Origin of the sequence: Paraburkholderia sp. J12 (genome assembly GCF_905220215.1) — a bacterium.
In the GTDB taxonomy this organism is placed as follows: Bacteria; Pseudomonadota; Gammaproteobacteria; order Burkholderiales; family Burkholderiaceae; genus Paraburkholderia.
Genome location: NZ_CAJMZC010000004.1, coordinates 61,299 through 81,315, shown reverse-complemented (window position 1 = coordinate 81,315; position 20,017 = coordinate 61,299). Strand labels below are relative to the sequence as shown.

Annotated in this window: 23 protein-coding genes; 14 read left to right on the top strand and 9 right to left on the bottom strand. The window is 66.0% G+C overall.

The features are described from left to right. Positions 1-43: 43 nt before the first annotated feature. Positions 44-1,345 (bottom strand): alpha-hydroxyketone-type quorum-sensing autoinducer synthase, encoded by a 1,302-nt coding sequence (gene cqsA / locus U5760_RS11480; RefSeq protein ID WP_322011839.1) that lies wholly within the window; start codon positions 1,343-1,345, stop codon positions 44-46. 643 nt (positions 1,346-1,988) lie between these two features. Between cqsA and U5760_RS11475 the strand changes: the two genes are divergently transcribed. Then, on the top strand, positions 1,989-2,117 hold the full coding sequence (locus U5760_RS11475) for a hypothetical protein (protein WP_322011837.1): 129 nt from the start codon (positions 1,989-1,991) through the stop codon (positions 2,115-2,117). Positions 2,118-2,343: 226 nt separating this feature from the next. Here the strand turns inward: U5760_RS11475 and U5760_RS11470 are convergent, their stop codons facing one another. Genes U5760_RS11470 through U5760_RS11460 form a run of 3 tightly spaced genes read right to left on the bottom strand, consistent with a single transcriptional unit; the run spans position 2,344 to position 4,290 of the window. Next, positions 2,344-3,162 (bottom strand): DNA-binding domain-containing protein, encoded by an 819-nt coding sequence (locus U5760_RS11470; protein WP_322011836.1) that lies wholly within the window; start codon positions 3,160-3,162, stop codon positions 2,344-2,346. Further along, positions 3,159-4,001 (bottom strand): DUF692 domain-containing protein, encoded by an 843-nt coding sequence (locus U5760_RS11465; protein ID WP_322011835.1) that lies wholly within the window; start codon positions 3,999-4,001, stop codon positions 3,159-3,161. Before U5760_RS11465 ends, U5760_RS11470 begins: the two co-directional genes overlap by 4 nt. Positions 4,002-4,023: 22 nt before the next feature. Beyond that, positions 4,024-4,290, bottom strand: coding sequence for a DUF2282 domain-containing protein (locus U5760_RS11460; protein WP_322011834.1), 267 nt, complete (start codon positions 4,288-4,290; stop codon positions 4,024-4,026). Positions 4,291-4,973: 683 nt separating this feature from the next. On the opposite strand from U5760_RS11460, the gene U5760_RS11455 reads away from it, so the two are divergent. The 13 genes from U5760_RS11455 to U5760_RS11395 all read left to right on the top strand — a co-directional run bounded on the left by U5760_RS11455 (position 4,974) and on the right by U5760_RS11395 (position 15,759). Then, positions 4,974-5,546 carry a sigma-70 family RNA polymerase sigma factor gene (locus tag U5760_RS11455; RefSeq protein ID WP_322011833.1) on the top strand — a complete coding sequence of 191 codons (573 nt, stop codon included), beginning with the start codon at positions 4,974-4,976 and terminating at the stop codon, positions 5,544-5,546. Continuing rightward, positions 5,543-6,184, top strand: coding sequence for a DUF1109 domain-containing protein (locus U5760_RS11450; RefSeq protein ID WP_322011831.1), 642 nt, complete (start codon positions 5,543-5,545; stop codon positions 6,182-6,184). The genes U5760_RS11455 and U5760_RS11450 overlap by 4 nt, the downstream gene beginning before the upstream one ends. A 65-nt stretch (positions 6,185-6,249) precedes the next feature. Then, the gene (locus tag U5760_RS11445) at positions 6,250-6,516 is read left to right on the top strand and encodes a DUF2795 domain-containing protein (RefSeq protein ID WP_322011829.1); all 267 of its coding nucleotides are present in this window, start codon (positions 6,250-6,252) and stop codon (positions 6,514-6,516) included. A gap of 23 nt (positions 6,517-6,539) precedes the next feature. Continuing rightward, positions 6,540-6,881: a DUF3175 domain-containing protein gene (locus U5760_RS11440; RefSeq protein WP_322011828.1), complete on the top strand. Its 342-nt coding sequence runs from the start codon at positions 6,540-6,542 to the stop codon at positions 6,879-6,881. Between the two features lie 164 nt (positions 6,882-7,045). Continuing rightward, on the top strand, positions 7,046-7,396 hold the full coding sequence (locus U5760_RS11435) for a response regulator (protein WP_322011826.1): 351 nt from the start codon (positions 7,046-7,048) through the stop codon (positions 7,394-7,396). Positions 7,397-7,555: 159 nt separating this feature from the next. Beyond that, positions 7,556-7,678, top strand: a complete 123-nt coding sequence (locus U5760_RS11430; RefSeq protein ID WP_322011825.1) for a hypothetical protein — start codon at positions 7,556-7,558, stop codon at positions 7,676-7,678. A 26-nt stretch (positions 7,679-7,704) separates the two neighbouring features. After that, the gene (locus U5760_RS11425) at positions 7,705-7,920 is read left to right on the top strand and encodes a hypothetical protein (RefSeq protein ID WP_322011824.1); all 216 of its coding nucleotides are present in this window, start codon (positions 7,705-7,707) and stop codon (positions 7,918-7,920) included. Between the two features lie 114 nt (positions 7,921-8,034). Continuing rightward, positions 8,035-8,541, top strand: a complete 507-nt coding sequence (locus U5760_RS11420; RefSeq protein WP_322011822.1) for a PRC-barrel domain-containing protein — start codon at positions 8,035-8,037, stop codon at positions 8,539-8,541. Positions 8,542-8,691: 150 nt separating this feature from the next. Further along, positions 8,692-9,600 (top strand): LysR substrate-binding domain-containing protein, encoded by a 909-nt coding sequence (locus tag U5760_RS11415; protein WP_322011820.1) that lies wholly within the window; start codon positions 8,692-8,694, stop codon positions 9,598-9,600. A gap of 84 nt (positions 9,601-9,684) precedes the next feature. Next, positions 9,685-11,817: a LamG-like jellyroll fold domain-containing protein gene (locus U5760_RS11410; RefSeq protein ID WP_322011819.1), complete on the top strand. Its 2,133-nt coding sequence runs from the start codon at positions 9,685-9,687 to the stop codon at positions 11,815-11,817. An 11-nt stretch (positions 11,818-11,828) separates the two neighbouring features. After that, complete coding sequence (locus U5760_RS11405; RefSeq protein ID WP_322011818.1) at positions 11,829-12,131, top strand: hypothetical protein; 303 nt, start codon at positions 11,829-11,831, stop codon at positions 12,129-12,131. 88 nt (positions 12,132-12,219) lie between these two features. Next, on the top strand, positions 12,220-14,358 hold the full coding sequence (locus U5760_RS11400; protein WP_322011816.1) for a phosphocholine-specific phospholipase C: 2,139 nt from the start codon (positions 12,220-12,222) through the stop codon (positions 14,356-14,358). Between the two features lie 228 nt (positions 14,359-14,586). Further along, positions 14,587-15,759 (top strand): porin, encoded by a 1,173-nt coding sequence (locus U5760_RS11395; protein ID WP_322011815.1) that lies wholly within the window; start codon positions 14,587-14,589, stop codon positions 15,757-15,759. 88 nt (positions 15,760-15,847) lie between these two features. On the opposite strand, the gene U5760_RS11390 is transcribed toward U5760_RS11395, so the two are convergent. From U5760_RS11390 to U5760_RS11370, 5 genes are all read right to left on the bottom strand, one after another. Further along, the gene (locus U5760_RS11390) at positions 15,848-16,012 is read right to left on the bottom strand and encodes a DUF1328 family protein (protein ID WP_322011814.1); all 165 of its coding nucleotides are present in this window, start codon (positions 16,010-16,012) and stop codon (positions 15,848-15,850) included. Positions 16,013-16,220: 208 nt separating this feature from the next. Next, positions 16,221-16,598, bottom strand: a complete 378-nt coding sequence (locus tag U5760_RS11385; RefSeq protein WP_322011813.1) for a hypothetical protein — start codon at positions 16,596-16,598, stop codon at positions 16,221-16,223. A gap of 233 nt (positions 16,599-16,831) precedes the next feature. Further along, entirely contained in the window at positions 16,832-17,695 is an 864-nt protein-coding gene (locus U5760_RS11380; protein WP_322011812.1) for an alpha/beta hydrolase family protein, read from the bottom strand. A 191-nt stretch (positions 17,696-17,886) separates the two neighbouring features. Then, positions 17,887-18,888: a response regulator gene (locus U5760_RS11375; protein WP_322011811.1), complete on the bottom strand. Its 1,002-nt coding sequence runs from the start codon at positions 18,886-18,888 to the stop codon at positions 17,887-17,889. Then, positions 18,888-20,009, bottom strand: coding sequence for a hybrid sensor histidine kinase/response regulator (locus tag U5760_RS11370; protein WP_322012247.1), 1,122 nt, complete (start codon positions 20,007-20,009; stop codon positions 18,888-18,890). Before U5760_RS11370 ends, U5760_RS11375 begins: the two co-directional genes overlap by 1 nt. Positions 20,010-20,017: the final 8 nt, after the last annotated feature.

Sequence of the window (20,017 nt, the reverse complement as noted above, 5' to 3'; positions counted from 1 at the left end):
TCTGACTGGGCGCCACGCCGGCCTGTCTCCTCCATCGACTTCCTCAGGCGGCAACGGCCTCCAGCGTCAGCGCTGCCGGCTGCGCCCCGCGCGTACGCGAACGACTCGCGCCGCGGTGGGCCATGCGCCGGGTGGAAGGCCAGTTCCACATATCCACCTCGTCGCGAATCGCCTCACACACGTCCACGAGGTGCGCGAGCTCCCGCTCCGAAAGCGCCGCGTTCACCGAGATCCGCACGAGCGAGCGATTCTGCGCCGTCGCCGGCGCGCAAAACACCGAGCCGAAGATGCCGCGCGCTTCCAGCGCGTCGCGCAACACGATGGTCTGCTGCTCCGGGCCCGCTTCGAGCGCGATGATCTGCGCCTCGCTGCCGTTCAGGTTGTAGCCGAATTCGGCAAGCCGCGTGCGCAGATAACGCGCGTTCGCGTGGAGCCGCGTGCGGCGCCAGTCTTCGCGTTCGATCACGTCGAGCGTGGCCGCGAGCCCCATCACCTCGTGCGGCAACAGCGTCGAGCTGAAGATGGCGGGCAGCGCCTCGAACTTGAAGTATTCCTGAAAGCGCCGCGAACAGCCGATGATGCCCGCGCGTCCCGCGAATGCCTTGGCGAGACTCGCGGTGCGGAAATGCACGCGGTCGGTCAGGCCCAGTTCGACCACGAGCCCTGCACCTTTGGGTCCGTGCGTGCCGAGCGAATGCGATTCGTCCACCACCAGCACGCAGCCATGTTGCTCGCACACCTCGGCAATCGCTTCGAGAGGCGCCACGCTGCCGTTCGTGCTGTACACCGAATCGACGATCACGACGCCCGGGCCGTTGCGCTCGATGCGCTGCTCGAGATGATCGACATCGTTGTGCAGGAAACTGACGGCGCGCGCGCCCGCACTGCGTATGCCTTCCCAGAGCGACATGTGGGCCATCATGTCCACGTAGACGGGCGTCTGGTCATTCGCGATCGACTGGATGAGCCCCGTATTCGCCGCGAAACCCGACTGGCACAGCACGCTCGATTCCGCGTGCATCCAGGCGGCGAAGCGGTCTTCGAGCTGCAACTGCGGACAATCGTCGCCGTGCAGAAAAATGCCGGACATCAACAGGCCGTTGCCTTCGTCGCGAATGCTGCGGCACACGGCGTCGAGAATCTCGGGATGGCGTGCGATCGAAAGATAGTCGTTGCTCGACAGATGCAGCGCATCGGCGCCGGGCGTGCGGCCCTGCATGATGTGGCCGCCGGCCCAGGTTTCATGCACACGCGCCTGGTAATAACGATCCACGCGCGCGGCAAGAAAAGGCGGCAATGCCGCATCGTTCTGGTGGGCGTCACGCCAGTTGCTACCAACTTTCATCTCAGGCTCCTTGCGGTTATAGGCCGCCTCCCGAAGGCGACTCGTCGCGTCAGGAATCCTTGCGAGAGACCGGCCAGTGATTTGCCCGCGCAGGCACACCGGGCGTGGTCCTACCCGGTGCGCCTGCAACAGACATGTGAATGCGGGTAATACGATGGTGGACCGATGTGTCCGTGGCGATGCGCAATGGAATACAACCGCGAGGAACGCCAGCGCGGACACGAACCGGCGTGCGAGCCGGAATCGGCCCGCTTCGCCAGTGTGGGTTTCTGGGCGCGCCGCGCACGTACGCGCGGCCGCATTGCGACGCGATCCATGCCGGCCGGCAGCGCGACGGCGCCGGCGATATCGTTTGCGGCCGCTGGCCGCCCCAGAACGGACGCCCCGACATCCGCAAGATTCCTGCCTCGCGCGATCGCTACCGGTTATGAAGGAAGAGGTGCCCGCATGGTGAATGGGCTCCTGCGCCGCCCATGCGCGAAGCGCGGTGCCCGCAAGGGAACGGGAGGGAACGCGGCGCAACACGCGAAATGCATGTTTGATAATTATCCAGTAAAAACTGCATCGCCATGAACTTCCAAAGCATAACTATGCGCAGTGAATTTCAATTTCGACTTTCGAGGCATTCGCACCACGATTCCCAGTGAAAATGATTCGCTGTGCATATTGCAACGGCATGCAGAATCGCTTTAAAAAAATACGTGTAATGCTAAAAGGCAAAAAAGCGCAGCCGCCGGACTGGCGACTGCGCGGGATGAAAGCGGAAGAATGACTGACCGGTTCAGCGACCGGAGATATGTTCTTCTATTTGATGTCGAAACGCCGATCTAGCGACAGAGCACCACCGCCCCGCGTACACAAGCCGGGCACGAGCACCACGGAAAAAGTGCCCGGAATACGCGGCCATATGCGCGGCAAACTAGATCGGCGGCGGCATTTTCCAGCCTGCACTAAGGCGCATGGGGACGGACGTTGGAGCGATTTGAATCGTTTCCATTTCATGCTCCAGCCGTTTTGGACTGCTTGCGAGCCGGAGATGCGGGGTCGGCTGCGTCCGCCGGAAACTGCGCCGCGCCGAACGCACCATCCGCAAAAAGACCGGCGAACAGAACCCCAAGATCGAGATCGGGGTCGGCTTCGAGCGCGCACGCCATCGCCTCTTCCATTGCGCGGCCCGCCGCGCAGGCGTCGAGCAGCGCACAACCGCCCTCGCCCAGCGCGCGCCACGTCACGCTACCGCCCGCGCGCGAGAGCAAGGCGCCCTCGCCATGCCACGCGAGATCTTCGGGCAGCGCAACCTCTTCGCGGTTCGCGCGCCAGATCGTATAGACGGGATGCGTGCCGAACCACGTCCAGCGCGCGCTCGCGTGCGGGCGCAGCACCGTGCGCATGAAGTCTTCGGGCGAAAACGCCGCCATCGTTGCCGCGCCGAGTACGGTGTCGTCCGCCGCCGCGTGCGCCTCGGTCCAGAACCGGTCGAGCCGCGCGACGTCCGCAAGCCAGGGCAACTCGCGCGCGGGCTCGAACCCGGCAAGGAAAACCGGGAAGCCGCTGCCGTAGAGCAACAGCCGCGCATCTTCGGGAGGCTCGTCCTGAGCATAGATGCGCGCCGCGGAGCGGAACCAGTCGCTCCCCACCAGACGCTCGACGGTGGGAAAGTTCGCCCGCAGGGCATCGACGCAGCCCTTGAACACCGTATTGCGATAAACCGCGAACCCCGGTTGCGCGGCGAGCGCCGCCACGCGCGAGTCGTTCGCGACGGCGCCGTGCAGCGCGCGCACGAACTCGTTCTGAAAAGCGGCGAGCGTGGGCTTCATGCGATCACCTCCGCCCGTTCCAGTATCGCCTGCGCTTCGTGGCGTTCGGCCAGCAGCGTGTCGAACGCGGGAATATGATCGTCGCGCTCGATCAACGTGGGCCTCGGGCCGAAACGTTCGATCGCGTGGCGATAGAGCGACCACACGGCATCGGCAACCGGCGCGTCGTGCGAATCGATCAGGAGCGGCGGCTGTGTTTCTGCATCGATGCTGTATCCGGCGAGGTGAATCTCCATCACCGCCTCCCCGGGAAATGCGTCGAGCCAGGCGCGGGCATCGAAACCCATGTTGCACGCGCTCACATAGACGTTGTTCACGTCGAGCAGCAGGCCACAACCAGTGCGCCTCACCAGTTCGGCGAGAAAATCCTGCTCGCTCCACGCGTGGCCATCTATCCTTACGTAGTGCGATGGATTTTCAATGGCGATGCGTCGGCCGAGTGCTTCCTGCGCACAGGCAATGTTCTCCGCGATGCGGGAAAGTGCAACCGCATCGCGCGGAAACGGCAACAAATCGGGGTGATAGCGGCCACCCCACGCGGACCACGCCAGATGCTCCGAAACGAGCGCCGGCTGCACGCGGTCCGCGAGCGCACGCAGCCGCCTCAAATGCGCGGCGTCCGGTACGCGGTCGGCCGCCAGCGACAGCGAAACACCGTGCAGCGAAAGCGCGTGCCGCTCGCGCACGGCTTCGAGCCACGCGAGACGCGGGCCGCCCTCGACCATGTAATTTTCCGGATGAACTTCGAACCAGAGTGCGCGCGCCTCGCAGTTGCGCGCCTGCTCGTAGTGTTGCGGCTTGAGGCCGAGGCCGGCGCCGCATTCGGCTGGCGTATTCATGATCGCAGGGCGGCCGGGCTCATCAGGAGCCCATCGGCGTGAGCGAGCCGTGGCCGTTCGGCGTCTTGATCGACGTGCAGGTGCCGGCCGGGACGTTTTTCCAGTGCGCACCGTCGTAGTCCATCTTTTGCGAGCCGGCGCAGGTGGTGCCCGCACCCGCCTTGCAGTCGTTGTGGCCGGCCATGGCGACGCCGTAACACTTCTCCATGCTCTGGGCCTGCGCGACCGTGGCGCCCGAAGCGAGCGAGGCGAGGATCAGGGCGGCAGCGGAAAACTTAAGAGTACTCATGATAGGGGCTCCATCGATTGGACTGCTGCGTTGAATGACGACTGGAACGAAAGAACGACACGTTAAAACTCGACCAGGAATTCGGACGGTGTCCGGATCGCCTGCGGCTTCGGGATCGATGCACGCGCGATCTGCCTGTATATACGAAGCGACGAAGGCAGCGGTTACAGACCGGCGCGCAAATTCACCGGAATATTTTTTTGCCAGATGCTGTAACCAGCGGGCTCGCCCGTTCGTATACGCTGGCTGACACGCCGCGCGTAAGCGTGGCGCAATCGAAAGCCATCAGAAAGAAAACATGCCGACTGCGCTGCTCGACCCGTTTTGCGCCCTGCCTTGCATCCCGTTGTGCGCGTCGTTACCCACCCGGTTACGCACCCAATTTCCTGCCCCGGCCCTTGACGAATGTCCGGCAGGCCCGCGACTATTGAGCCCAGTCCCGTTCAACCCAGGCCCATCCCCCTGCCACCGGAGCCACCGCATGACCCGCCGCCACGCCCCCAACGCCGGGCACAACGCCCGTCCCTCGGGCGCCGCAAGCCTCGGCGTGCTGGCCGAAGCCCCGCCGCCGTCGCGTGCCGGCCTCCGTCGCGCCGCGGCCCCCGCACGCGCGCTACCCGCCTGATGCGTGCGCCTTTGCCCACGCGCGTTTTGTTTCGTCCGCGCTGTAACCGGAGTTCACGATGAACCGAACTACCGGTAATGAGCCTCATCGCGGGACCGAGGAACGGCTCAAGGCCTTGTTCGTGCGCGGCCTCGCCGGCGACACGGCGGCCTATCACGCGTTTCTCTCGGATCTCGGCGCGCATCTGCGCGGCTTCCTGCGCAAGCGGCTATATGGAATGCAGGACGACGTGGAGGATCTCGTGCAGGAAATCCTGCTGGCCGTGCACAACGGCCGCGCCACCTACCGCCCCGAGGAGCCGCTCACCGCCTGGGTGCATGCGATCGCGCGCTACAAGCTGACCGACTTCTTCCGGGCGCGCTCGCGGCGCGAAGCGTTACAGACGCCGCTCGACGACGAACTCGAAATCTTCGCGACCAGCGACGGCGAAGCCGCCGACGCCCGCCGCGATCTGGGCAAGCTGCTCGACGAGCTGCCCGACCGCCAGCGCCTGCCGATCCTGCACGTGAAGCTGCAGGGGCTGTCGGTCACGGAAACGGCAAAGCTCACCGGACTCTCGGAGTCGGCGGTGAAAGTGGGTGTACATCGCGGCCTGAAGGCCCTTGCGATGAAGTTTCAGAGTGCATCATGAAAACAGAGGACCTCATTTCCCTGCTCGCCACGGGCGCGGCGCCCGTGGACCCGCACGTGGTCGCGCGCCGCTTCAGCTGGGCGCTGATCGCGGGCGCGCTGGGCTCGACGCTCCTGATGGCGCTTGCGTTCGGCGTGCGTCGCGACCTCGCGACGGTGGCGGCGACACCGCTTTTCTGGCTCAAGGTCGCGCTGCCCTTCTTCGTCGCGCTGGGCGCGCTCCTCGCCACCGTGCGGCTCGCGCGCCCCGGCGTGGCGCCGCGCATGGCGTGGGCCGCCATCGCCTGGCCCGTCGCCGCCGTGTGGCTCGCGGCCATCGCGCTCGTCTGGCTCGCGCCGCCCGAGGCGCGCCTGCCGCTCGTCATGGGGCAAACCTGGCGGGTGTGTCCGTTCGCCATCGCGTTCCTCTCGATCCCGTCGTTCGCCGCCGTGTTCTGGGCCCTGCGCGGCCTCGCGCCCACGCGCCTGCGCGCGACCGGCTTCGCGGGCGGCCTGCTCGCCAGCGCCACCGCCACGCTCGCCTACTGCCTGCATTGCCCCGAAATGGGCGTGCCGTTCTGGGCCATCTGGTACCTGCTCGGCATGGCCATCCCCGCGGCGCTCGGCGCCTGGTTCGGCCCGCGCCTGCTGCGCTGGTAAGGGGGTCGCCGGCTCGGGCATGGGGTCTGCTCCGTGAGGTTCTGAACGAACCGAAGGAGACGTCGATGCCCCCCGCTCCCCCCATCCCGCGCAAGGCCAGCCCGGAGGATCCGCTCGATCGCCGCATCGAATCGGCCGTGGTGCAGGTGAGCTATCCGGCCCATCCGCCCGTGCTGATCGAATCCGCCGAACACAATGGCGCGGCCCCGGACGTGATCGCAGCACTACGCCTGCTCCCCGACGAAGCCTACGGCAGCTTCCCCGAAGTGGCCGCCTCCATCACGGCGGCGCGCCAGCTCGGACATGGCTCGCGCAGCCCGTCGCGGCCATGACGCTGACGCACAGGGAGGACGGTATGAGCGCACCGCCACGCAGCACTTCCGCCCGCGGCCGCAAGCGAAGCGCACAGGCACGCACCGCCAGTACGCGCCGCTGGTCGCAGACCGTGAACGAGACCAGCGACGCGATGGACATCGAACCCCACGTCTTTCGCGACGGCAGCGCAACCGAGATTGCCGGCGCGCTCAAGCGTGCCGCCGAACAGAGCCGCCGCCGCAAGGGCACGCCGTTCCAGTCGGCCATGTCGATGTTGAACTTTTACATCAATCGCGCCGGGCGCAACCTGCCCAAGACGCGGCGCGACACCCTGCAGCGCGCAAAACGGCAGTTGCGCGTGGCCTTCGGCCGCGCGCCCTGAATTGCCGGAACTCGCAGCATACCGGGTACGAAACGTGCGCATCGTCAGACCAAAGCCGGACCTGGCGCACCTCGCCCCTGTGCGCGCCGGCACCGGCACCGAACCTGAAGAAAATGCGAAGACCAAAGGCGCGGCTTGGCGCCACGCCGCACGGGTAAAGACGTATGGCTACAGTATTGCTCGTTGACGACGACCCCAACGCGCTGAACGCGCTGAAAGAGCTGGTCGGCCAGGAAGGCTACCGTGTCACCACCGCCGCGGATGGGACCGACGCGCTGCGCTGCGCGCTCGCCGATCCACCGGACGTCGTGATTTCGGACTGCATGATGCCGCACATGGACGGGCTGGCCCTCATGCACGCGATGCGCCACAACCGGGCGCTGGCTCATGTGCCGCTCGTGCTCGTCTCCGCGATGGTCACGCCGCCCGCCGACGCCAACGTGGCGGGCTTCCTGCGCAAGCCCTTCGCAATCGCCCAGTTACTCGCCATCCTGCGCCGCGTGCGGGCACCGTAGAGGGTCGAACCCGGACCGGAATCCATCACAGAGCCGGTTCGATTCCCGTCATTCATTTCGATATCCTGATCATTTTTCGAAACACTTTTCGAAACGCGATACCCAGGCGAGGCATGCGCAATGCTTCGAACAGGGGGTAACTCATGACAGGATCGAAACATGGACATTCTGCACAGACCCCATCGCGCACTCAAGAGCGCGATTTCGCTGACCGGACTCATCGCCATCGAATGCGCTCTCGTGGCCGGCGTGCTGCTCGCCCTGCACATCGACCCGATGTAGCCGCGCCTTTTTACAGGAGAACGACGATGAACCCGACGAACGTATATGCAGGCCGCTCGCACGACGAGCGCGTGGCGCGGCGCAACCGCGAAATCCAGCGTGCCCAGGAGCCGCCGGGCGGCGAGATGGCCGTCTACGGCACCGAACCGGACCGCGACCATAGCTGCGGCGAACTTTCCCCGCGCGGCAAAGCCGTCTGGCGTCGCGGCGCAGGACTGGACGGCGGCGGCAAGGCCGACTGAGATCGAACCCACCGGCTTGCGCTATCGATGGGTACGGCCGATGCGCAAGCACAGGCAGGCAACACAACCCACGTGGCGCTGCCGCCCGCGCCGCATACTCATAAGGAGTCCATCATGCCCCACTCGATTCCCTCCTCCGGTCTTCGTACTCCCGATGGCCGCGGCGCCCGCATCGTCGGGCACGACCGCGACGACTCGATCGGCCCCGGCCCCTACGTCATGGCCGCGAGCACGCTAGGCAGCGATCGCGTGTTGAGCGTGGACGGCGATGAAATCGGCAAGGTCAAGGAGATCATGATCGACGTGCAAAGCGGCCGCGTCGCCTACCTGGTGATGTCGAGCGGCGGCTTTCTCGGCATGGGCGACAAGCTGCTGGCGATTCCCTGGAACGCGCTCACGCTCGACGCGAGCCGCAAGTGTTTCGTTCTTGCGCTGCCGGCCGAGCAGGTGAAGAATGCCCCGGGCTTCGACAAGGACCACTGGCCTTCGATGGCGGACCGCACCTGGGCCAGTTCGGTCCATCAGTTCTACGGGCGCGAGCCGTACTGGAGCATCAGGACGGCATTGCCCGGCGAGCCTGCGCGTCGCGAACCGCCGGAAGCGGGCAGCGTGAAGCTTTAAAACATACCCATGCCGGCGGCCGACGCATTCAATGCCGCTCACCTCACCAGCAACCCCATCCCCGAAGCAAGCGCGATGCCCGGTCAATCATCCGTAACAAAACTGTCTTAATTCTGAAGTAAAGTCGAACCCATTTGCCGCAAACAGAACATGCTCGCCCCACTACTCGCTGCATTCTACGAAACGGTTCGACAAGGCAGCGTCACCGCGGCCGCGCGGCGGCTGGAGGTCAGCCAACCCACCGTGACCGCGCGCATCCAGCAACTCGAAAAGCAATACGGCGTGGAGCTTTTCCATCGGCGCGGCAGCCGGCTCGACCTCACGCAGACCGGCGCGGCGCTCATGCCGCTCATCGACCGGATGATGCAGACCGAAAACGATATCGACTTCGCGCTGCGCAACGAGCGCGAGTTGTATGCGGGCAGTTTTCGGCTCGGCACCACAGGTCCCTACTACATTCTTCCCACCGTCGCCGCGTTTCGACGCCGCTATCCGAACGTGCAGATCGGCATCGAGGTCGGCAACTCGCAGGCCGTGCTCGAAGCGCTGGTGGAATTTCGCGTCGATGTCGCCGTCTCGTCCAATCGCGTGGACGACCCGAACCTGGCCTGCCACCGCATTGCGGGCGACCCGCTCGTGCTCGTGGTCGAGTCGGACCACCCGCTCGCCGGGCGGCACCATGTCGATCTGAATGTACTGGTCACCGAAACCCTGCTGCTGCGCGAACCCGGTTCGCGCACGCGCGACGCCACCGAGGCTTCGCTCAAGCGGCGCGGCGTGACGCCCGCCGCGCTCATCGAGATCGGCAGCCGCGAAGCCATCTGCGAAGCGATCCGCCACGGCCTGGGCGTGGCGCTCATGCCGGTGGGCGAAGTGCCGCGCGGCGCCTCGCTGACCTCGGTGCCGATCGCGCCGGACGGCCCCGTGGTCCACGAATATCTCTACCACCTGCGCAGCCGATCGAGCGCCCGTCTCATCACGGCGTTCATGGCCACGCTCGAAGACACCATCGCCCTCCCCAAAAAAACCGCTGATACGCCTATAGGCAATCTTTCGTAAAACGAAATATCGGCGTCTTGACTCGACCCTAAGATCTCCTGCAATTCGCCGGACAGGCCGGCGGAATCTGGCAGGGGACAATCAATGACAAGACAGGCAGCCGTGCAGGCCGCTTGCGGCCTCGCGCTCGTCGCCATACTCGGCGGCTGCGGCGGGGAATCGACGCAACCTTCAGCCAGCGCGCACAATTCGAGCGCTGCAGACAGCGGATCGGGTGCGAGCGCACCCACCGCCGCATCGAATGCCGCCGGCGGATCGACCGGCAACAACGGTTCGTCGAACAACCAGACGAGTACCACGCCCGTCAACAAGATGCTCGTGATCGAGCTGGACGGCGTGACCTACAGCGCGCTCACCTCAGGCATCTCCGCAGGCAAGCTGCCCAATCTCGCGAAGCTCACGTTCGCGCCCGCCTATAGCGGCGGCGTGAACAGCACGCTCAGCCAGCAGCCCAATCTCGACACGCCGGGCTGGGCCACCCTCGTCACCGGCACGTGGGCCGATCGCCATCAGATCAACTCGGACGCGCCGAACCAGGCACTGCACGCGCCTACCGTCTTCTCGATGCTCAAGTCCGCCGGCGCGGGCAAGCTGGGCGCTGCCGTGGATTCCGCGGGCTTCGCCGCGATCCTCGCGCCCGATCAAAACGCAGGCAACCTCGACAGCGTGACGGGCTGCGCCTCGGTGGACAGCTGCGTGACGAACCAGGGCACGAGCCTCATCAACAACGGCTACTCGCTCGTACTCGCGCAATATCATTCGGCCCAGGATGCCGCGCTCAACTGGGGCCTCAATTCGTCGAACTACTCGAACACGCTCGCGCAACTCGATAGCGCCGTGGGCACGCTCGTGAACGCCACCGCGCAGCGCAACGGCGAACGCTGGCTCGTGCTCGTGACCGCAAGCCACGGCCTGAACGCCGCGGGCGGCACCGACGGCCTGCCGCTCGCGCCCGAATCGACGAGCTTCATCGGCATCAACCAGCAAGCCAACGGGCGCCTCTCGAATCCGGCCGCGCCCACCTCGCTCGCCGACCTCTATACGCGCGCCAGCATCGCCGACCTCGCACCCACGCTGCTCGCCTACCAGAGCGCGCTGCCCGCCGCGGCTTCGTATGCGCTCGACGGCGGCGAACTGATCGGCCAGCAGCCCGTGTCGCAACTCATCGGCGTGACGGGCAGCAACAACACGAGCACGGTGCTCACCTGGGGCGCGCCTTCGACGGGCGCCATCACGGTGTTGCGCAACGGCCAGCAGATCGCCTCGCTGCCCGCCGGCACGACCACCTACACGGACAACCAGCTCGGCGTGACCACCACCGGCGCCTATACGTTCAACTACGCGGTGGCCGCGGGCACCGCGCCCATCGCCTCGCTCGTGCAGGTGCAGTACGTCGCGCCGCCGCCGCCCCCGCCTCCTCCGCCGCCGCTTGCGACGACGCTCACGAACGGTCTGTCCACCTACTACCCGTTCGGCGCGCTGCCCGCCGTCGACAAGATGAGCGCAAGCACGCTGGGCCCGTGGGCCGCGGATGCGAACGGCGGCTCGCTCACGCCCGATCCGTTCGGCGGCCAGGGTCTGAAGGTCGACACCAGCATCGTCGATACCAACGGCTTCGACGGCTACAAGCTCGTGCAGAACAACGACGTGACGAAGCAGCCGCAGTTCACGCTGGGCTTCTGGTTCATGACGTCGTGTCAGAACCTCACGGGCAACGGCACGCCGGTGTTCTCGAACAAGAACTACTACACGGGTGGCAATCCCGGCATTGCGATCGGCCTGTTCGCGGGTTCGACCACGAGCTGCAACCTGCGCTTCAACATCGGCGACGGCAGCACGCGCAACGACATGAACAGCGCGACTGTGACCGCGAACAAGTGGGTCTACGTGGCGCTCACGATCGACACCGTGGGCAAGACGATGACGGGCTATGTGTTCGACCCGACGCTCGGCGAAGAGAAGTACACGGCCTCGGTCACGGTGAACGTGGCGAAGCTGCCGGGTCTGGGCGCATTCGGCCTGAACGAGGACGGTACCGGCCAGTACTACATGAACGCGTGCAACGACAAGGCGCCTTACACCGCGGGCGAGTGCGCGGCCTCGCCGCCGGACGTGCAGTCGTTCAGCGACCTTGCGCTGTGGAACCGCACGGTCACCGAAAGCGAGCTGCAGTCGGTCTTCGGATCGGGCAAGCCCCTCTCCACGCTCCTGCCATGAGAGGCCCCGCCATGAGTCGACCTGTTCATCACGAAGCGAACGGCATGCGCGCCGCCGGCGGTGCCCTCCTTGCGGCCCTCCTCACGGCCCTGCTGTGCGCGCTGCTTGCGGCCTGCGGCGACGGTTCGAGCAACAACGCCGGCAGCACCTCGGGCGGCGCCGCCGCGATCGCGAACGCGGCCCCCGCCGGGGCAGGCGGCGCGAGCGCGCCGGTCGCGATCGTCGCGGCACCCACCTCGGGGGTCTGCGCCGCGTCCGGCACCGTCGCCACCCAGCCGCCGCTGCTCAACACGCAGCTCAATTGCGCGCCCTGAGCGGTCAACCTGTTGCGCGCGCATCGAGATGGCGGTCACGCCATGCCTGTGCGCGCCCGAACAACGAATCCAGAAATACCCGCCCATCATGACTTCAATGGATCGCCGTCACTTCCTGCGTGCCGCCGCGGCCGGCGCGACGCTCAGCCTGTTTCCGCCCGCGATCCGGCGTGCGCTCGCGATTCCCGCGAACAACACGACCGGCACGATCAACGACGTGCAGCACGTCGTGATCTTCATGCAGGAAAACCGCTCGTTTGACCACTACTTCGGCACGCTGCCCGGCGTGCGCGGTTTCGCCGACCGCTTGACGATCCCGCAGCCGGGCGGCACGAACGTCTGGCAGCAAAGCGACGGCAGCCGCACCGTGCTACCGTTCTATCTCGACAGCACCAAGGGCAATGCGCTGCTCGCGGGCGGCGCGCACTCGTGGACCGACGCGCACAGCGCCTGGGACAACGGCCGCATGACGCAGTGGCCGAAATCGAAGGGCGATGTGTCGATGGGCTATCTGCAGGCCTCGGACCTGCCGTTCCATTTCGCGCTCGCCAACGCGTTCACGATCTGCGACGCGTACCACTGCTCGCTGCACGGCGGCACCAACTCGAACCGCATTTTCATGTGGACCGGCACGAACGGCCCCACCGGCTCGAACTACGCCGTGGTGAACAACGACGGCTGGGATGGCCTGGGCGCCTCGGCCACGGGCCTCACGTGGACCACCTACGCGGAGCGCCTGCAGGCGGCGGGCGTGAGCTGGAAGGTCTACGAGAACCAGCCCGATAACTACACCGACAACCCGCTCGCGGGCTTCGCCACGTTCCGCAAGGTCAACGAGACCATTCCGGGCTCGCCGAACGCGCCTTATACGCCCGCCATGGAAGCGCTCTCGCCGCTCTACAAGGGCATCGGCAACACCATGCCCGACGGCGGCTTTCTGCAGGCGCTCGCCGACGACATCGCCGCCGGGCAACTGCCGCAGGTGAGCTGGATTGTCTCGCCGCAGGCCTACTGCGAGCACCCCGGCGCCTCCACGCCGGGCCAGGGCGCGTACTACCTGCAACTGCTGCTCGACACGCTCACGGCCAATCCGGACGTGTGGAGCAAGACCGTGCTCATCGTGAACTACGACGAGAACGACTGCTTCTTCGACCACATGCCGCCGCCCGACGCACCCTCGCCCAACGGCGACGGCAGCTATGCCGGCAAATCGACGGTCACGACGCAGTACGAGTACTTCACGGTGCCGAACGCGCCCGGCGACTCCTCGCCGCTGCCGCCCGACGGCCAGCCTTACGGCCCGGGCCCGCGCGTGCCGATGTTCGTGGTCTCGCCGTGGAGCACGGGCGGCTTCGTGAACTCACAGGTCTTCGATCACACCTCGGTGCTGCGCTTTCTCGAACAGCGCTTTGGCGTGCTCGAACCGAACATCAGCCCGTGGCGCCGCACCGTGTTCGGCGACCTGACTTCATGCTTTAACTTCAGCACCCCGAACGATACGCCGGTCGGCACCATGCCCGCGCCGACCAAGGCCGTGGCCGATGCGCAGAACGCACAGCAGGGCGCGCTCGGCGCGGTGCCGGTGCCGTCGGTCGCAAGCCAGGCCATGCCGCAGCAGGCACTGCTGGCGCGCCCTTCGCGCGCACTGCCCTATCAGTTGCATACGAGCGCGAACGTAGATGCGCACAGCGGCAACGTGTGGCTCGTTTTCAGCAACACGGGCACCGTGGGCGCCGTGTTCCATGTATACGACAAACTGCATCTGGACCTGCCGCCGCGCCGCTACACCGTGGAAGCGGGCAAGGAGCTCTCGGACATCTGGACGCCCACCACGGCCGATGCGGGCGCATACAACCTCTGGGTGCTCGGGCCGAACGGTTTTCACCGCGAATTCACAGGCAACGTCACGGCAGCGGCGAGCGGCCCGAATCCCGAAGTGCGCGTGTGCTACGACACGACCAACGACGCGGTCTATCTGACCATCATGAACACCGGCGTGGCCGCCAGCAACACGACTGTCACATCGAACGCGTATCGTGCGGACGGCCCCTGGACGTATACGGTCCCGGCCGGCATGCAGGTCGAGCCCTACTGGTCGCTCACGGGGTCGAGCGGCTGGTACGACTTCACGCTCTCGGCGGAAAACGGCGTCACCCGCCGCTTTGCAGGGCGCGTGGAAACGGGCAAGGACAGCGTCAGCGATCCCGCGATGGGCACCCCGGCCTGAAAAGGCCAAAGCGGTGCGAAAGCAAAGTCAAGGCACTAAATCGTCACTGCGCCGTCACTGCGGCGTCACAGCGCGGGGCATGGTCAGCCCCGCGAAAAGCGATTCACCGGCCCCGTATCCGCGGGAAAGGCCGCAGCCGTGCGCGCGGATACGAGGCCGTGATGTCCACATGCTTGTGCGGGGATGCACCGAAGCATGACACCAACAACTCACACCTACCTTAAACAGATGAACAAGCTACGACTTTCCGGTATCGCCCTCGCGCTCGTGGGCGCCAGCTCGGGCGCCCACGCCGCGGACAGCGTCACGCTCTACGGCGTCATCGACACCTCCATCCAGTACGTGAACCACGCGAACTCCGAGGGCGACCACCGCTGGGGCATGCAGGACGGCAACCTCTCGGGTAGCCGCTGGGGCCTCAAGGGCACCGAAGATCTGGGCGGCGGCCTGAAGGCGATCTTCCAGCTCGAAAACGGCTTCAACCCGAACACGGGCGCCTTCCACCAGGGCGGCAAGATGTTCGGCCGCCAGGCGTTCGTGGGTCTCACGGGCGACCAGTGGGGCACGGTCACGCTGGGCCGCCAGTACGACCCGCTCGTCGACATGATCCAGCCGCTCACGGCCGACAACTATTTCAGCAGCATGTTCGCAACGCCAGGCGACGTCGACAACAACGACAACAGCTCGCGCACGAGCAACGCCGTAAAGTACGTCTCGCCGGTGTTCTCGGGCTTCCAGTTCGAAGGCCTCTACGCCTTGGGCGGCGTGGCCGGTCAAACGGGCTCGGGCCAGACGTGGTCGGGTGCGGCCACCTACTCGATCGGCTCGTTCAGCGCGGCTGCGGGCTACTTCTACGCGGCCAACTCGGCGTCGGCCACGAAGCGCACGGGCTGGAGCGGCACCTCGGACGGCACGTTCGACGGCAACTTCGATCCGGACACGCCGCTCAACAACGGCTACATCACGGCGAAGTCGATCGGCATCGCCTCGGTGGCCGCGCAATACGTGTTCGGCCCGTTCACGGCGAACCTGCGCTACAGCAACGCGCAATACCGTCCGGACGCGGAATCGGCGTTCTTCAACACCGAGCGCTACAACGTGGGCGGCGCCTACCTCGGCTACCAGGCCACGCCTGCGCTGCTGCTGGGTCTCGGCTACATCTACACGAAGTCGAGCGGCGACACGTCGGCGACCTATAACCAGGTCTCGCTGGGCGCGGACTACTCGCTCTCGAAGCGCACCGACGTCTACCTGATGGGCGCATGGCAGCACGCCAGCGGCGAACAGGGCAACGGCAAGGGCGGCGCGGTGCAGGCCGAAGCGTCGGTCGGCTCGTATGGCTACTCGTCGGCGTACACGGTGCAGGACATCGTGACGGTGGGCATCCGCCACAAGTTCTGATCGCCTGCCGCACGGCAGCACGGAACGGCCGCGCAGCAATGCGCGGCCGTTCTGCTTTTTGCACGGCAGTTTGCAGAGCGCGATGCGACTAGCCGCGCCTTGCGATGCCCATGACGAGCGTGACGAGGAAGATCACCAGGAAGATGTAGAAGAGGATCTTCGCGATGGCGGCCGCGCCCGCCGCAATGCCGCCGAAGCCGAACACGGCGGCGACGATCGCGATGATGAAGAAGATGATCGCGTACTGAAGCATGACGTCCTCCAGACCCGGTTGTGCCGGGCAAGTGTGCGCCGTTCGGGCGGCGTTGCGTTCGCCGGGGCCGGATAATCCGGCCCCAACCCCGCGCCTGGCGCTTCCTCCCTTACGCGACTACTTTGTGTGATACCCGCGCCCGGCACGTGTCACTCAGTGAGCAAGCCGGGTGCCCGGCCCATGTGCTGCGCTGCGGTGGCTACGGTGGCTATTGCGTCGAGTTCGGCGGCATGCCCGGCGTGGTGGCGTTGCCGCCCTGCGAGCCGTTGCTGCCGTTGTTGTAGCCCGATGTACCCGGCGCCGCGTTCGGGGTGGCCCCTGTACCGGTGCCCGCGCCGCCACCCATACCTGTCGTGCCCGGCGAACCATAGCCGCTGTCCGGCGCATTGCCGGGCACCACGCCGGCCGCGCCCGGCGTGTTCCCGCCGCCCGCGCCCACGCCTGCCGAACCGCCGCCCGCATTGCCACCCATCCCGCCTGCGTTGCCGCCGCCGCCGGCGCCGCCCGCGCTACCGGCGGCCCATGCCGCGCCCGAAAGTGCCATCATCAACGCTACAGCAACGGTGTGTTTTTTCGTCCGGTTCATCGTCGATCTCCTTGGTTTCCAGTGGGTTCGAGGAAAGCAGCGTGCGTCTTGCGGACGACGCCGCGCCTGCGTCTTCGGTCGCGCAAGCGATGTGCCACGAACGGCCATGGAGGAAAGGAGAACGGAGGATCTGAACGGTTGCTCGATCGGCGCAAAGTTGGGCCCGGGCTTTGCGTGCGATTACAAGGATTTTTTTGGCTATTGCTCAGCATTGCCAGGTAAATCGTTCCGCGTTACGCCTGCGTGGAAGGCGGATGCCAGCCGTTGTGCCTGAACGAAGTCGAGAAAAACAGCACCTGGTAGCGAATCGCGTTGGACCAGTAGGCCCACGTATGGCCGCCGGGCCGCTCCGCATAGTCGTGCGGTATGCCGAGCGCGATGAGCCGTTCATGCAGCACCCGGTTCGACTTGACGAAATAGTCGCTCACGCCGCAATCGATCGTCAGGTCGATATGGGCATGTTCGAATTCGCGCGCGCCGGCAATGATCGCGTTGCGGTTCCAGAACGCCGCGTGCCGCGCGGGGTTGCCGAACACGCGGTCGATGCCGGGCTCGTCTTCGCAGGCGCGCGGGTCCACGGCCCCGCTCATGCTGCCCGCCGCGCCGAAGGTGCCGGGCTTGTCGAGCGCGATGCGCAGCGCGCCGAAGCCGCCCATGCTGAGCCCCGTGATCGCGCGGGCTTCCTTCGTGGCGAGGGTCCGGAAGTGTGCGTCCATCCAGCTCACCACTTCCGTGCCGATGTAGGTTTCGTAGCGGCTCTGCGCATCGAACGGACTGTCGATGTACCAGCTCTCATGCCCGCCGTCCGGCATCACGAGTATCACGTGATAACGGTCCGCCAGCTTCGCGATGGGGGAATTCGCAGTCCAGTCCGTATGGTCGCCACCCGAGCCGTGCAGCACGTAGATCACGGGAAAGCGCTGCGTGGGGTCGCCGCGCCCGTAGTCGTCGGGCAAGACGACCGTGGCCTCGAAGGTTTGCCGCATGGCGGCACTGGGAATGCTCACGACCTGCGACTGGAAAGCCCAGGCGGGTCCGGCAAAGAGCAACGTCGAAACGAACCAGAGTGCAAGCCGAAGTGCGCGGGCCGTGTTCATGAGGGGTCGCTCTTGTTGTAGTGGCACCTTGCGGCGGCCGGTAAAACGCTCCAGCCGACTCTAGCAATGGGCACTTACAGTCAAATTTCAGCAAACCCTACGAACTGCAAGGAAAAGCGCGCCGCCCCCCAACGAAAATCGGGCACGGCAGGGACACCCTCTCACGCCCGCCGTGCCCCTGCGCGCGAGACTCAGAACTGCTCGATCCAGGTCGCGAGCCGGTCGGCCGGGAAGTCCGACTTCGGATGCGCCGGCTGGAACGCGATGGCCTCGCCCTTACGTCCCGCGCCCAGCGCGAAGCCATTCACGTCCAGCCATAGCAGGCTGGCCAGCCAGACGGCGTGCCGGATCGACACCGCCTTGCCCGCCGGCTCGCCGAGATATTCGACCAGTGCGGCCCGCTCTTCCACCACGAAGCCATCGTCTTCGCGCCGCACCGGCACGCCTGCCGCCTCGAGCGTCTCAGCCATGGCCGCCACCGCATCGGCGACGCTCGAGCTAAAACGCCGGTTGCGCAGCGCCGTGAAGTTCTCCGCCACCGTATGCGCAAACGTCCCGCTGCGCTGGCTCTCGGCCGCGACCACATCGGAATAGTCCACCAGCAGCCAGTCCGGCTCGGGGCAGTGCACCTCGGCAATGGCAGCCGCGGCCAGGTAGGTTTCCACCGGCTGGAAGCGTTCCGGCCCGACCAGCGCGGCAGACAGCATCTGGACCTGGCCGATGCGCGTGGCCAGCATCTGCTTGTGCAGCACGCCCAGCTTTTCGCGGACCAGCTGGTCGCGCTCCTTGCGCAGTTCGGAGAGTTCCAGCGCCTGCTTCAACTCCATTCGCAAAGCCGTAATGTCCCACGGCTTTTTGATGTAGCGATGGATATGGCCGAGATTGATGGCCGCAACGGTCTGGTCGATCTCCGAATAGGCGGTGGTCAATATCCGCACGATATGCGGATAGCGCTCGCTGGCATAACGAAGCAATTCGTTGCCGAACTCACCCGGCATGCGCTGATCGGAAACCAGCACCCCCACCCTGTCGCCATGCGCATCCAGAAGTGCTTTGCCCTCTTCCACCGAGCCGCCGGTAAAGACCGGCGCCAGGCTCCCAATGGCCCGCTGGAAATACTTCACAGCGGTGGCCTCGTCATCAACGAAGATAATCGCCGGTGACGACTCCTCTTTGGCTTTCACTTCGTTCATCAAGAACTCCTGAGCGATTGACTTCTGGTATTAGAAAATTCCAGCACTACGGTGGTGCCGGCTCCCAATGTCGATTCGATATGCAGTGCGCCGCGGCAGGACTGCATGACGCGATTGCACAGCATCAGCCCCAACCCGTTTCCGCCCGATTCCGCGTAGGTGGTCACCGGATCCTTCAACAGGCGCGCCCGGATCTCGGGCGCAATGCCCGGCCCGTTGTCGCTGACGGTGATGCGCGGCTGGGGTTGCGCCACCACGGTGAAGCGCACCGACGGCGCCGGCGCATCGGCCAGCGCGCGCAGCGCGTTGGACAGGAGCGACGAGAGCACGAGGGCCACGCAATTGGGCTGCGTGGTCACGGCAAAGTCGCCGTGCACTTCGACCTGGACCCACGAGCGCTGTGCCCCCGCGAACGGATAGGTGTCGAGCAAGGCGGAGATCAGGCCGTGCGCCGTTGCTTCGCTGCGGGCGTCGTCTCCGGTCGCTTTCCGGCGTCCATTGTGAACCGAGCGCCAGAACGACGACACCACGGCCATGCAATACTGCGCGCCCTCGCGCATGGAGCGGGCCGTTCCGGCAATTTCCTGTTGCGAGTCGGGGTCGCCGTCCGCGCGATCTTCGATGCTGAGCGCGTTCAGGGCAATGGCCGCAAGCGGCGTGTTCAGTTCGTGCGCAAGGAAGGCCAGGGTCTCGTCGACGGCTTTCAGGCGATGATCCTGGATGGCGCGTTCCTGGTAACGCTCGAATGCGAGGCGCAGCACGTCGCGCACGGCATCCGCCGTGAGCGGCTTCTCCAGGATGCGGAACACCTCGCCGGTGTTGACGGTTCGCAGCAGCACATCCACGTCCGCATAAGCCGTGACCATGATGCGGACGATGTGCGGATGCGCCTGCGCCACGTGGCGCAGCAGGTTGCCGCCGTCGCGCCCGGGCATGCGGAAGTCCGTCACCAGCACGGCGATGCGGGCGCTGTCCCGGCCGAGGACCTCGATCGCCTCGTCCGTGCTCGTGGCAAGCAGCACCTCATAGTCCGCGCCGACCATGCGCGCGAAATATTTACAGGCCAGCTCTTCGTCGTCCACGTAGAGCAGCGTGCGCGGTGTCAGCCTGAGGTCGTTCATCATGATCG

Coding starts and splice junctions, on each gene's coding strand:
- U5760_RS11430 (WP_322011825.1), top strand. CDS start 7,556: ATGGACATTCTGCACAGACCCCATCGCGCACTCAAGAGCGCGATTTCG.
- U5760_RS11420 (WP_322011822.1), top strand. CDS start 8,035: ATGCCCCACTCGATTCCCTCCTCCGGTCTTCGTACTCCCGATGGCCGC.
- U5760_RS11400 (WP_322011816.1), top strand. CDS start 12,220: ATGACTTCAATGGATCGCCGTCACTTCCTGCGTGCCGCCGCGGCCGGC.
- U5760_RS11415 (WP_322011820.1), top strand. CDS start 8,692: ATGCTCGCCCCACTACTCGCTGCATTCTACGAAACGGTTCGACAAGGC.
- cqsA (WP_322011839.1), bottom strand. CDS start 1,345: ATGAAAGTTGGTAGCAACTGGCGTGACGCCCACCAGAACGATGCGGCA.
- U5760_RS11435 (WP_322011826.1), top strand. CDS start 7,046: ATGGCTACAGTATTGCTCGTTGACGACGACCCCAACGCGCTGAACGCG.
- U5760_RS11395 (WP_322011815.1), top strand. CDS start 14,587: ATGAACAAGCTACGACTTTCCGGTATCGCCCTCGCGCTCGTGGGCGCC.
- U5760_RS11385 (WP_322011813.1), bottom strand. CDS start 16,598: ATGAACCGGACGAAAAAACACACCGTTGCTGTAGCGTTGATGATGGCA.
- U5760_RS11370 (WP_322012247.1), bottom strand. CDS start 20,009: ATGAACGACCTCAGGCTGACACCGCGCACGCTGCTCTACGTGGACGAC.
- U5760_RS11440 (WP_322011828.1), top strand. CDS start 6,540: ATGAGCGCACCGCCACGCAGCACTTCCGCCCGCGGCCGCAAGCGAAGC.
- U5760_RS11390 (WP_322011814.1), bottom strand. CDS start 16,012: ATGCTTCAGTACGCGATCATCTTCTTCATCATCGCGATCGTCGCCGCC.
- U5760_RS11425 (WP_322011824.1), top strand. CDS start 7,705: ATGAACCCGACGAACGTATATGCAGGCCGCTCGCACGACGAGCGCGTG.
- U5760_RS11465 (WP_322011835.1), bottom strand. CDS start 4,001: ATGAATACGCCAGCCGAATGCGGCGCCGGCCTCGGCCTCAAGCCGCAA.
- U5760_RS11470 (WP_322011836.1), bottom strand. CDS start 3,162: ATGAAGCCCACGCTCGCCGCTTTTCAGAACGAGTTCGTGCGCGCGCTG.
- U5760_RS11380 (WP_322011812.1), bottom strand. CDS start 17,695: ATGAACACGGCCCGCGCACTTCGGCTTGCACTCTGGTTCGTTTCGACG.
- U5760_RS11375 (WP_322011811.1), bottom strand. CDS start 18,888: ATGAACGAAGTGAAAGCCAAAGAGGAGTCGTCACCGGCGATTATCTTC.
- U5760_RS11450 (WP_322011831.1), top strand. CDS start 5,543: ATGAAAACAGAGGACCTCATTTCCCTGCTCGCCACGGGCGCGGCGCCC.
- U5760_RS11405 (WP_322011818.1), top strand. CDS start 11,829: ATGAGTCGACCTGTTCATCACGAAGCGAACGGCATGCGCGCCGCCGGC.
- U5760_RS11455 (WP_322011833.1), top strand. CDS start 4,974: ATGAACCGAACTACCGGTAATGAGCCTCATCGCGGGACCGAGGAACGG.
- U5760_RS11410 (WP_322011819.1), top strand. CDS start 9,685: ATGACAAGACAGGCAGCCGTGCAGGCCGCTTGCGGCCTCGCGCTCGTC.
- U5760_RS11460 (WP_322011834.1), bottom strand. CDS start 4,290: ATGAGTACTCTTAAGTTTTCCGCTGCCGCCCTGATCCTCGCCTCGCTC.
- U5760_RS11445 (WP_322011829.1), top strand. CDS start 6,250: ATGCCCCCCGCTCCCCCCATCCCGCGCAAGGCCAGCCCGGAGGATCCG.